This is a genomic window from Flagellimonas sp. 2504JD1-5, assembly GCF_053618295.1.
Map to the genome: position 1 here is coordinate 717,421 of NZ_JBSIOU010000002.1, position 11,867 is coordinate 729,287.

Consider the following 11,867-nt stretch of genomic DNA (forward strand, 5'->3'; position numbering starts at 1 on the left):
CTATAACCCTGAGGGAAAACAATAGCAAAAAACAAATTTTGTACTTCAAACGACACTTTTAAAAATTTCGGTCTGGAAATAGGATAAAGGGGGTATAATCAAAACTCGAAATTCATAGTGAAAAGTCAGATTAAGTAAGTTCACTGAAAAAATGCAGCAGAAACGTAACGGTATTAACTATATTAGGTGATATAATTTTTGACGTCAACTTTGAAAACACTTACCAAATACTGGTTTTTGGAAGGGTTTAGCCTTTTCAAAAAACTTGGAATGCCCACGATGATGAAAATGTGTGAGCTTTTGGAAATGGAACATGTTGACAAGGGAAAAATTATAGCTATTGGGAATCGAGATAAAAAGAGCATTTTTTTTCTTAAAAGTGGGGCGGTAAAAATTGTTAATTCCACAAACAACACAGCAAAATACATTGTAAAAAAAGGGAATATTTTTGGCGAACTTTCACTCTATGACCAAGAAACTGCCAATGAGGAACAAGCAGTAACCCTCGAAGATTCCGTTATTTGTTACATAGAATCCGATATGATGGAAGCCTTGATGGAGAAGCATAAATCCTTGAAAAATGGAGTTTTCAAAGTGTATGGGCTTCGGATCAAAAAATTGGAAAGAAGACTCGAAGATCTTTTATATAAGGACAGTAAAACCAGAATTAAAGACTTTATCTATAGCTACATAAAAGAGTTTGGCGAAGACAAACAAGATCGTGTGGAAGCCAAAAACCTGCTATCACACAAGGACATTGCAAATCTCACCAATACTTCTAGGCAAACAGTGAACAACGTTTTAAGCAACCTGCGCAAAGACGGCCATATCGATTATGATACGCGAAAAATATCTATCCCAAAATTGACTTTATAAGTGTTGTTGAACAAATGAGTTTTCTGCACAGATTTAATCCATTCTCCACTCGTATAGATATTAGTTTATACATTTTCCGTACTGCATTCCTTGAAACCAATAACTTGATTCATTACTTTTAGAAAGAATCAAGCATCAATGATTATTAATTTCATCCAGAATACAACCTTGATGAAGAATCTTAAACATTGCTATGCCCTAAAAATTTCAGAAACCCTTGGAGATTAATAAATTGATCCAGCAATGGTTTGCCCAATGGGAAAAGGGTGATTTTCTAAATTTACCCATTACCGACAATTTTAAACACACAAGCCCTTTTGGTACAATCAACGGAAAAGAAACCTACATTAAACTAGTGCAAGAAAATCGGGATAAGTTTTTGGGTTACAAATTTGAAATTCACGACGCAATTTACGCATCCAGCAAAGCCTGTGTTAGGTATAGTGCCAAGCAAGGAAATGACTTTAATTTGGATGTTAGCGAATGGTACTATATCAAAGATGGTCTCATAGAAGAAATTTTTGCTTATTACCATATTGGTGAAATTAATATAGAGCGTAAAATTGAAGACTACGGCAATTAAAATGGGTTTCACAAGTACCAAGGCTAATATGTTCAACATGCAAACCAATAAAAGAAAATCCAGGTTTATTGGCTGCATTTTTTGGGTTTCCCTAGTCTTGATAGGATGTCGGGAACCAAAGCCAAATATTCTGCTCATTTGCGTAGATGACCTACGCCCCGAATTGAAAAGTTTTGGTGCAGATCATGTGATAAGCCCAAACATTGATGGGTTGGCGGCTAGTGGCACCTCGTTTTTACGACACTATGTGAATGCCCCAAGCTGTGGACCATCCCGTTATACCTTACTTACTGGACTCTATGGGCCTCCGCAAAATAATGCACTTTTTCAAAGGGCCAAACAGATTGCAAACGACTCCATGCAGGTTAATCCTAGTATGCCTTCGTGGTTTAGAAGTCATGGATACACCACGATATCCGTTGGTAAGGTATCTCACCATCCCGGAGGAAGAGGCGGAACAGATTGGAATGATAGTTTGATTTTGGAAATGCCACATGCCTGGGATAAACAGCTAATGCCAACCGAAAAATGGGAACATCCCCGTGGTGCGATGCATGGACTTGCCCATGGTGAAATAAGGCATGCCGCTTCCGATATGGACGTTTTTCAAAGTGAGCCTGGAACCGATGAAATCTACCCCGATGGCAGTATTACCAAGGAAGCATTGAAACAGCTTAGTTCACTTTCTGCCGAAAACAAAAAACCCTTTTTTCTTGCTGTTGGCTTGATCAAACCTCATCTTCCTTTTGGAGCTCCCAAAAAATATTTGGACAATTATAATGAGGTTGTCTTCCCTCCTATTCTCAATGCAAAAAAACCGGAAGGAAAGACCACCTGGCACAACTCCAATGAGTTTATGAAGTACAATCGGTGGGGAAAGGATCCCAATGAAGATGAAGCTTTTGCAGAACAAGTCCGTAAACATTATGCCGCTTGTGTGAGTTATGTGGATGCACAGATTGGAAAAATACTGCAAGAACTAAAGCGAACAGGTGCTGATAAAAATACAATTGTAATCTTATGGGGAGATCATGGTTGGCATTTAGGAGAGCATGCCATTTGGGGAAAGCATAGTTTATTTGAAGAATCATTGCTATCTCCTTTGATCATCCATCATCCGGGTATAAAAAACAAAGGAAACAAGGTCAAGAGCATTGTAGAAACCTTGGATATATTTCCTACTTTATGCGAGCTTACCGGAATTGAAACTCCAAACTTTGTTCAAGGGGTATCATTAAAAAATTTACTTGAAACCGACGGGGACTTCAAAAATTCTGCTTTGGCGTATACCGATGACGCAAAGACCATTCGTACCAAAACACACCGATTGGTGCTTCATGAAAACGGAGATGTTGAACTGTATGATCATACCTCCCAACAAAAGGAAACCAAAAATTTGGCTAATTTCAATCCTGACTTGGTCGAAGAACTGAAGCATAAGCTTTATAAAAAATTACATCACAAAAAGTCACCCTAATTATGAGCATTTATGTCTTCCAACACTAAATTATTGGAAATATCCCCAGTCATGCCAAGTCAAGATATTGATAGAGATGTGGCTTGGTATGAAAAACATTTAGGCCTTCGACTTTTGCATAAAGACCAAATGTATGCGGTATTGCGAAGGAAAAACTTGTGCATTCATTTACAATGGCATGCCGATACTCCGGATGACCCCTTACTTGGCGGTTCGGTCATTAAAATTTTTGTTGAGAACATTACACCCCTTTTTCAAGAGTTTATTGAAAGAGGAACAGTTTCACCAGAAAAAATGCGTTTGAACACTCCTTGGGGAACCAACGAATTCGGATTTTACGACCTAAATAACAATGCGATCTTTATTGTGGAAGATGTTTAATCGGGAAATCTCAACATTAATACTATAAAACAACCAAAATATAACCAAATGCATAAGATTGTCAATTTAGGGTTAGTGATTTTAGCGCTTACTAGTTGCAACACCACCCCAAAAGAAGAACCACAAAATGTCCAAAAGCAGACTGAATTCAAGCCATTGGAGAGGAACACCATAACCAATCTTTATGATGCTTTTGGAGAGGATAATCCAGAGCTGCAAAAAGATTTTGGATTCTCATGTATAATCAATTACAATGGAAAAACCATCCTTTTTGATGCTGGGTCCAATGCCGATATCTTCAAAAAAAATACAGAGGCCCTGGGTATCGACCTAAAACAAATTGATATAGCCATTGCATCACACCCACACTTTGATCATATCAATGGTTTTGACCATTTACTGCAAGTTAATCCAGATGTGAAAATTTATTTCCCGTTTGATCTCTTTTGGGGTGCGAATTCAACATTCAATCTTTCTGGACAAGATTCGACGGCGGTTCACTCGCTAGAGAAGAAAATGCAATACTTTGGAGGTGATTTCAAGTCATACACCTTTAATCAAACCGGTCGATTCTGGAATGCTGATATACAATTTGTAAAAGAAAGTCTGGAAATTTCATCTGGCATGAAACTGATTTTCACAACTTCCCCGTACATGGGTTATTTCAGTAAATATCCCAAAGTTGAGGTGGACGAGATGCAAAACGATGATGCAAGCAATGCCAAGTTAATGGGATTAAAAGAGCTGTCCCTCTCCCTTACAACCGAAAATGGAGAAGTGGTCGTGGTAGGTTGTTCCCACAGTACCGTTGAAAAAATTGTGGCCGAAACCAAATCTTATACGGCAAACAATATTTCCATGGTATATGGCGGCTATCATTTGCTGCCGTATGATGAAAAAACATTGACCAACCTTTCAAATCGTCTTAAAACCGAACTTGGTGTGGATAAAGTCGCCCCAGCTCACTGCACTGGTCATTTGGCATTCAAAACATTGAAGAGCAGCTATAAAGAAGACTACATTTTTGCAGGTCTTGGAGAGCAGATAAAATTTTAGTTGGGTAAAATTGCTCAGAATCCCAAAATTTTCATAAAACATGGTCTAAAAAGCATCCTTTAGCCAAAAAAACCATCTAATAATAGGAACACCCGCCAACCTCTTGCAGGTTGTGATGCAATGTTCATGTGGTTTAGTTGGTTATTAAATGTTGGCGGGTGTTCTTTTTAAATAACTTAAATACTCCCATAATTATTTATAAGAATCTGGTCAGTCTCCTCTTTACCCTTAAAAACTTCAAAAGTTCTTCCCTGGGTTCGTAAGGCTCCAAGGGCATTGGCATACTTGGCTGCTCTAATGTAATTGTCCGGATTTCCCAATAATCCAAATCCCAGACCTCCGGCAAAAGAATCACCGCAGCCGGTAGTATCAATTACATGTTCTACCTTCACCGATTTTACCATTTCTTGGCACACTTCTCCCGCTTTGCTATAGAACACTGCACTACCACTGGAATCCAAGGTGACAATGAGCGATTTTAATCCATTTTGAATACAATGTATTCCAAACGGTTCGAGGTGCGAAGTATCTTCTTCATCAAAATGACCCAAATCTTGAAGCTTATATTCCTTTTGGAACCAACTGCATTTGGATTCTTCGAGATTCATTTTTAAAATATCAATATAGGGTAACCACTGATCACGGTCAATCCAAAATCGAATCTTTCTATCGCCAGAAATGGTAATGGTATTTGTAGGTCCGTGAGCATCAAAAATGACAAGGCCTTTGCTATTTTCTTTGATAAACTTCAATGTTTCCAAAGGAACTTCATAATCCGTGATGGGTACACAAACAAACACATCACAATGCAAAACACTTTTTAGATCGTTCGGTACAATAGGATTCATAAATCCCGTTTGCTTTTCCAGTCGATTGTTCTGATCAATAAATTTTAGACTTATTACATCACCTTGATCAGCATCCGAAGTAATGTGAGCTATGTTTATATTATCGTATTCCGAAAGCAACTCTTTTATTGGCCCTTCATCCCTTTTTCTAACATGTGAAACCAAATGAACCGTACCTTCTTTACCTAACAACTTGGCCAAACCAATAGCGGTATGCGTTGCGCAGCCATACTTTTCAATCTCCTCACCATGATGCGTTGTGATGTGATCCCTGGGTATCGGTCCAAGAACGGCTACATTGTATTTTGACATATTTGGCTTTTTAGTAACAACAAAAGTTATGACATTCTGGTTGAATCTTAAAATGAATGCCCAAGATTTAATGTGGATTGGAATTAAACCAAACAATCACAACAAATTTGTTAAATTTAGAAGGTATCCGAAATGCACAAAATATGATTTCCAAACAAAGACAATCCGAGTTGAGAAACAGATTATTCCGGCATTTGGACGGGATTGTAGTAGGACCTGCAGCGTTTACCCTTAAAGAGAACAAAGCAACTGACTATCTTTTATCCAACAGCTCGGTCGATGTGGACGACATGGCCTCCATCCTTGGTGCCAATAGCGGATATTTGAATGTGGCATTACGATCGTTGTGCTCACAGGGATGGTTGGAACAACATATTGACAATAATCAAAATCGCATTACTTACAAGACGAATGATTTGTCAGAAGAGGCGTTCAAACATTTCCACATGTACCAAGAACCTATAGAATTGCTGCAGATGTCGGAAAACTTCCATCCCAGGAAATTTGAAATGAAGCCTTTCTTGAAATTGGAAAAAACCTTTGAAAGTTATATAAATCGTTTTGGAGTTTCACTTTCCGGAGACACCGCAACAAGACATATTCAAGATCAAATTCTTACCCATATTGAAGGTATGATGATCGGGCCTACCCTGGTTCGACTTGGAATGAGCGGCATGTTCCATAAATACTTTATGGAAACCCGTTTCAAAGCCGAAGAATTCCATAGAGACCCAGAAGGGTTTGAGCGTTTGCTCAATATACTTACGCAGCTTAATTGGTTTGAAAAAGAAGGGGATTTTTACCGATTTACCGAAGATGGCCTCTTTTATGCTAAGAGGGCAAGTGCTTACGGAGTGACAGTTTCTTATATTCCAACCCTTAGAAAACTGGACCAAATTATATTTGGCAATCCTGTGTTGTTGAAAAACAGTGGCCCGGACGAAGAAGAAAAACATGTAGATCGCGAAATGAATGTTTGGGGAAGTGGAGGTGCTCATGCATCTTACTTTAAGGTGATAGACGATATCCTCATCGAAATTTTCAATAGACCAATTAACGAGCAGCCTAAAGGTATATTGGACATGGGATGCGGTAACGGGGCATTTCTAAAGCATGTATACACTGTAATCGAGAACCGAACCCATCGCGGAACAATTTTAGATGAACATCCATTAATGCTTATTGGGGCCGATTATAATGAAGCGGCACTTAAGGCTTCCAAAGAAAATCTGATTCAAGCCGAAATTTGGGCCAAAATAATTTGGGGTGATATCGGAAACCCGCAAATATTGGCTGGCGACCTCCAAGAAAAGTATGGTATCGCCTTAGAAGACTTATTGAATGTAAGGACCTTTTTAGATCACAACCGTATATGGGAAACGCCCAAACAAACCGACAAACTTAGAACAAGTTCTTCAACCGGAGCATATGCTTTTGAAGGTAAAAGACTCAACAACAATCTGGTTTCGGAATCCTTGAAACAACATTTTAAGAAGTGGATGCCCTATGTGAAACGATTTGGCTTGTTACTGATTGAACTACATACCGTACCTCCCGCCTTAATATCAAAAAACATAGGAAAGACCGCTGCCACTGCCTATGATGCAACACATGGATATTCAGACCAATATATTCTGGAAATCGATGAGTTTTTAAGGGTGATGAAAGAGGTGGGGTTAAAACCTGACAAAGACAAATCTTTAAAATTCCCCAATTCTGATCTCGCCACAGTTTCTATTAATTTGTTCAAAGCTTGACAAGGTAATAGGAATTGTACGACCTTCGCAACCGGAAATTATGCGTAATCGACTTTCCATGAAGGAGACCAGAATCAACAAATATTTGAGCGAAGTAGGCTATTGTTCCCGACGGGCCGCAGATAAACTAATTGACCAAGGAAGGATCACCATTAATGGTAAAGTTCCGGAAATGGGAACCAAGGTTACTGCCAACGATGAAGTTCGGGTTGATGGGGAGTTGATTTCCGAACCCAAGGACAAACCTGTTTATTTGGCATTCAATAAACCCGTTGGCATAGTCTGCACCACGGATACCCGAGTGGAAAAGGACAATATTATTGATTTCATCAACTATCCAAAGCGTATTTTTCCTATCGGGCGTCTGGACAAACCCAGTGAAGGACTCATTTTTATGACCAACGATGGCGATATCGTAAACAAGATTCTTAGGGCTCGAAATCATCACGAAAAGGAATACATTGTAACTGTAAATAAACCCATCACCCAGGATTTTCTTAAAAAAATGCGGAACGGCGTCCCAATTTTAGACACAGTAACCAGAAAATGTGAGGTGGAGCAAATTGGGTCGAATCAATTTAAAATTATATTGACCCAAGGTTTGAATCGTCAAATTCGAAGAATGTGCGAATATCTAGATTACAGGGTAAAAAAACTAAAGCGCGTCCGAATCATGAATGTCATGCTGGATGTTCCTGTAGGTAAATGGCGTCATTTGACCAGTCCTGAGCTTAAAGAAATCGACCACTTAGTATCAAAATCCTCAAAGACACATGATTAAGCTTAAAGATTTACGGTCAAAATGCAAAAAACATCGTTAATCGACATTTTTGCTCTTTTTAAATGTTAACAGAATAAAAAATATTCGATGAAATACGTATTTTAATCGTTATAATTTAAAAACTATGAGAAATTCATAGGTAATTCTCAAAAAACTTTCTTCAAATTTGTGATGTATTAACCCCCAAATCTATACATCATGACACGTTCGTTAACCTACATTTCGACCATAATGATTGGCTTGTTTTACGTAATTAACATTGCGGCCCAAAATCCAATGAAATTTGAAAATACCATAGCGGTTGCAGAGGATGCCAATACCAATGGACATTTATCCACTCTGGAGGGCTACATTCCTTCAATGTCGGTTACCCAAGATGGCAAAACAGCATATTTCAGCAAAACAAGTGAGCAAAAACCATTGTATGGGTTGTTTTCAAAGAAAGAGCGTGTTCATGAGGTTTATCGCGCCGAAAAAATCAACGGCAAATGGACCAATATTACGAAACTGGACGTATGCCCAAAATATGCATCGGCCAAACATCCCACGGTTTCAGAAGATGGTTCCCGACTTTTCTTTGCGTCAAACATGAAAGGAAGCTATGGAAAATATGATATCTATGTAGCCGATATCAATACGGACGGAAGTATGGGTATCTCCAAAAACCTGGGTCCAAAGGTTAACACCAAAGAGGATGAATTATATCCGAATATATACAACAGTACACTTTTGTTCTTTGCTTCTGAAGGACGCGATGGATTTGGCGGCCTAGATCTTTATGCTACACAAGTTGTGCAAAACAAGCTTACCCCTGCCGTAAACCTTGGAAGTCACATCAACAGTAGCAGGGATGATTATGCCATACAACTGGATATAGAAAAAGGCGAAAGCTATGTGGTATCCAACCGAGGTCTAAACCACACCATTGAGCAAGTAACAATCTCATACAGAAGACAACCTATGGATGGTTCCGTGGTAGCTTACAACGATAGGAATCTTGATGCCGCTTTGACTGCTGAGGCTTCCCACAAGTATACCAGTGCGTCTTTTGAGGATTAAGAATACAGCATAAATTGGTCCACTACCTGAAGATTATCTGATTTTGTCAAATACTGAATATTATTGTACTATGATAAATTAAACAGGGGGAACTGAATGTTATCATAGAAGCGGGTTGTGTTATTTCATCAGGACTGATTTACCACGAATAGGATGCTCCAAAAGGGCATCCTATTTTGTTGTATCTGGTAAACTCTTGAAGCTGGGTCATTTTTCGTTGCAAAAAAAGCAAAGTGCATTTGAACGAAAAAAACTACAAAAAATTTCCATGTAGGGAAAAAAAACTTAATTTAATTCTTGAAATAACATAAACCCAAATCTTATACTCATGAAAAAAGCTACAATTCTCAGTGCTAGATCAAGTCCCCCCAACTACAACAGGGAGCTCCTCTAACACGCTCGACACCTTTTCTAAACGCTATTGATTTAATCCTATTCAGGATTGTTATCAGCATGTCCGATTGCGACACTGGTGAAGCTTAGCATTGTTTCAGGTTCATAATTTGAAACACCCAAGTTTTCCTCTGTCAGTTAAACCCGGACATCGCGGACAGGATGCATTTTGGTTTAATCGAACTAAGATGAAGATGACTATGACAAAATCAGATAATCCAAAATCAGTAATTATGAAAACTGACCCATTAAAAATCGTGATCATTGACAATGATGAAAAACTACACCCTCTTTATCAACTCTATTTTAGTGATGTACCATCGTATGAATTGGTGGAAATATACACCTCGGTAAACAAATTTGCATCAAACGCTATGCGAACAAGACCTGATATTATTGTTTCCGAAGTTAATTTGACCGGAATTTCAGGAATTGACGGGATACAATACTTCAAAGAACAAAATATCCCTTCCAAAGTCCTGATGATAAGCCAGCAATGCAATTTTGAAACCATTAAAGAATCATTTAAAAAGGGAGCGAATGGCTTTTTGACCAAACCTTTGAGCAAAAGCAGGTTCTTCAGCGCCATAGAGGAATTGCATCAACATGGAGTAGCTTTGGAGCACGATGTAGCAAAGAAAATCATACATTCCTTCCAAATAAAAACGTTTGAAAGATTCTCTAAAAAGGAGAATCAAATTATTGAACTTTTTACCCAAGGATTCACCTATAAAATGATTGCTGATAGACTTTGTGTAACACCAAGTGCCATAAATTTTCACATTCAAAATATTTATGTCAAACTCAATGTGAACTCAAAGTCCGAAGCTTTAAAGAAACTGCAAGAGTTGGAAATTAGACAGTTGAACGCTGCGTAGATTTATCCATTTTTAAATAATAAAAAAGCCCGCAAATTGCGGGCTTTTTTATTTCCTTTCCCATCAATAAAAGGAAAAACCAACGCTTTCAAAAAAATTCTATCAATTCGAAATACACTTTCACAAATCCATAGGCCCCTGCTATCAACCAGCACCCATAAACCCATAATGCCTGTTTTAAATTCGGTGTTGAATGTTTGCCTTCAAAAACTTTGGATGTCAATATATCGTTCAAAAAAATCCAACAGTCCATACATTATGAAAAAAATCACTCTATTTCTTGCACTCACACTTTGTCTTCTTGCCCATGGACAGAGGTCAAAAAGCGAAAAAATTGAATTCAACTATATTCAATACCCAACAGTTAAAATGAATCTCACTTGGACCTACATCCCTAAAGTTGTGCAGCAAAACAAAGGCGCTATTTTGGAAGAACAGGAAGCCTATTTGCAAAACCTGGAAAGAATTAAAGATGAGTATTTGGCAGAGGTTGAAGCTTATGAAAATTATACTGCCGCCGAAAAACTTATTGCGGGCAAACCCCGAAAACCTATGCTCCCCGGGCTCATTTATGAAAGTTTGATCCTGGATGAAGCTGTGGTCGCCAATGAACACATAAAAATTGATGGATTTAAAAAGGTCATGGACAATGCTGATTTCACGGCCGAAATAGTACTCAGTGGATTTCAAATGGAATCCAAGTTTGAAAAAAACAAGGAAAATGCCGTATTCTTTTATGATGTGATGTACAAAAACCCAGTATCGGTAAACATATATGATAAAGACGGGAAGGCCTATCTAAATGAAGTGGTTGAAAATACAACCTTGCACAAAGAAACCCCAAAGAAAGATTCCTCCGGAGAATTAAAAGCGTATTGGAAAACCAATGAATCGGCATTTATACAAGAATTGGAAAAAACATCTTACAATGCAGCACTCGTCAAAGGTGCGAACTTTATAAATGATGCTTTGGGATATCAAGAAAAATCTGAAACCATACAAATCAATACGGCAAAAGGCAAAAAACACACATATCCCAAACTAGACCAGACAATAGAAATCATGCGAAGAGCATTAATCAGTTTTGGTGATGGCATGAGTCAAAGTTCGCTGGATGGATTGAAAGAAACCGTTCAAATATGGGAAAATGTGCTCCTTGAAAAGGATTTAAAGGATAAAAAGGCAAGAATCAATAAAAAAGTAGCGGCTGGAATCCATTGGAACTGTGTTTTAACCTATTCCATTCTTAATGACTTTAACAAAGCCACTGCCCATCTTAACGAACTAAAATTGATTGGTCGTGGAGCGTCTGGAACCAATGCCGAAAAATTTATGCAGAACTTTATGGCACGGAAAAGATGATAACCCACATATGGAACAAAAAAAAGCCCGCAAATTGCGGGCTTTCTTTATTTGAACACTTATACTTATTTTACTTTTTCCACCCTTCGACAGGCTCAGGGTGA

General features: G+C 38.2%; 11 protein-coding genes. 10 read left to right on the forward strand and 1 reads right to left on the reverse strand.

Going from position 1 to position 11,867, the window contains the following annotated elements; all coding sequences use genetic code 11:
* Positions 1–210: 210 nt before the first annotated feature.
* The 5 genes from ACULLG_RS12655 (at position 211) to ACULLG_RS12675 (ending at position 4,373) form a co-directional block, all read left to right on the forward strand.
* Positions 211–876, forward strand: a complete 666-nt coding sequence (locus tag ACULLG_RS12655; protein WP_452127162.1) for a Crp/Fnr family transcriptional regulator — start codon at positions 211–213, stop codon at positions 874–876.
* Positions 877–1,093: 217 nt separating this feature from the next.
* Complete coding sequence (locus ACULLG_RS12660; protein WP_452127163.1) at positions 1,094–1,459, forward strand: nuclear transport factor 2 family protein; 366 nt, start codon at positions 1,094–1,096, stop codon at positions 1,457–1,459.
* 37 nt (positions 1,460–1,496) lie between these two features.
* Complete coding sequence (locus tag ACULLG_RS12665; RefSeq protein ID WP_452127164.1) at positions 1,497–2,936, forward strand: sulfatase; 1,440 nt, start codon at positions 1,497–1,499, stop codon at positions 2,934–2,936.
* A 12-nt stretch (positions 2,937–2,948) separates the two neighbouring features.
* Positions 2,949–3,317, forward strand: a complete 369-nt coding sequence (locus ACULLG_RS12670; RefSeq protein ID WP_452127165.1) for a VOC family protein — start codon at positions 2,949–2,951, stop codon at positions 3,315–3,317.
* Between the two features lie 48 nt (positions 3,318–3,365).
* Positions 3,366–4,373 (forward strand): MBL fold metallo-hydrolase, encoded by a 1,008-nt coding sequence (locus ACULLG_RS12675; protein WP_452127166.1) that lies wholly within the window; start codon positions 3,366–3,368, stop codon positions 4,371–4,373.
* A 176-nt stretch (positions 4,374–4,549) separates the two neighbouring features.
* Here ACULLG_RS12675 and ACULLG_RS12680 read toward each other — a convergent pair whose 3' ends face one another.
* Positions 4,550–5,533, reverse strand: coding sequence for a carbohydrate kinase family protein (locus tag ACULLG_RS12680; protein ID WP_452127167.1), 984 nt, complete (start codon positions 5,531–5,533; stop codon positions 4,550–4,552).
* Between the two features lie 143 nt (positions 5,534–5,676).
* Here ACULLG_RS12680 and ACULLG_RS12685 point away from each other — a divergent pair, with 143 nt between their 5' ends.
* The 5 genes from ACULLG_RS12685 (at position 5,677) to ACULLG_RS12705 (ending at position 11,763) form a co-directional block, all read left to right on the forward strand.
* The gene (locus ACULLG_RS12685; protein ID WP_452127168.1) at positions 5,677–7,290 is read left to right on the forward strand and encodes a class I SAM-dependent methyltransferase; all 1,614 of its coding nucleotides are present in this window, start codon (positions 5,677–5,679) and stop codon (positions 7,288–7,290) included.
* Between the two features lie 58 nt (positions 7,291–7,348).
* The gene (gene rluF / locus ACULLG_RS12690; RefSeq protein ID WP_452127974.1) at positions 7,349–8,071 is read left to right on the forward strand and encodes a 23S rRNA pseudouridine(2604) synthase RluF; all 723 of its coding nucleotides are present in this window, start codon (positions 7,349–7,351) and stop codon (positions 8,069–8,071) included.
* Between the two features lie 198 nt (positions 8,072–8,269).
* Positions 8,270–9,130: a hypothetical protein gene (locus tag ACULLG_RS12695; protein ID WP_452127169.1), complete on the forward strand. Its 861-nt coding sequence runs from the start codon at positions 8,270–8,272 to the stop codon at positions 9,128–9,130.
* Positions 9,131–9,756: 626 nt separating this feature from the next.
* Positions 9,757–10,401 (forward strand): response regulator transcription factor, encoded by a 645-nt coding sequence (locus ACULLG_RS12700; protein ID WP_452127170.1) that lies wholly within the window; start codon positions 9,757–9,759, stop codon positions 10,399–10,401.
* 258 nt (positions 10,402–10,659) lie between these two features.
* Positions 10,660–11,763: a hypothetical protein gene (locus ACULLG_RS12705; RefSeq protein WP_452127171.1), complete on the forward strand. Its 1,104-nt coding sequence runs from the start codon at positions 10,660–10,662 to the stop codon at positions 11,761–11,763.
* Positions 11,764–11,867: the final 104 nt, after the last annotated feature.

Excerpts from the sequence above, each read along its gene's own strand:
- ACULLG_RS12700 (WP_452127170.1), top strand. The coding sequence starts at position 9,757 with ATGAAAACTGACCCATTAAAAATCGTGATCATTGACAATGATGAAAAA.
- ACULLG_RS12665 (WP_452127164.1), top strand. The coding sequence starts at position 1,497 with ATGCAAACCAATAAAAGAAAATCCAGGTTTATTGGCTGCATTTTTTGG.
- ACULLG_RS12695 (WP_452127169.1), top strand. The coding sequence starts at position 8,270 with ATGACACGTTCGTTAACCTACATTTCGACCATAATGATTGGCTTGTTT.
- ACULLG_RS12675 (WP_452127166.1), top strand. The coding sequence starts at position 3,366 with ATGCATAAGATTGTCAATTTAGGGTTAGTGATTTTAGCGCTTACTAGT.
- ACULLG_RS12705 (WP_452127171.1), top strand. The coding sequence starts at position 10,660 with ATGAAAAAAATCACTCTATTTCTTGCACTCACACTTTGTCTTCTTGCC.
- ACULLG_RS12670 (WP_452127165.1), top strand. The coding sequence starts at position 2,949 with ATGTCTTCCAACACTAAATTATTGGAAATATCCCCAGTCATGCCAAGT.
- ACULLG_RS12685 (WP_452127168.1), top strand. The coding sequence starts at position 5,677 with ATGATTTCCAAACAAAGACAATCCGAGTTGAGAAACAGATTATTCCGG.
- ACULLG_RS12680 (WP_452127167.1), bottom strand. The coding sequence starts at position 5,533 with ATGTCAAAATACAATGTAGCCGTTCTTGGACCGATACCCAGGGATCAC.
- rluF (WP_452127974.1), top strand. The coding sequence starts at position 7,349 with ATGAAGGAGACCAGAATCAACAAATATTTGAGCGAAGTAGGCTATTGT.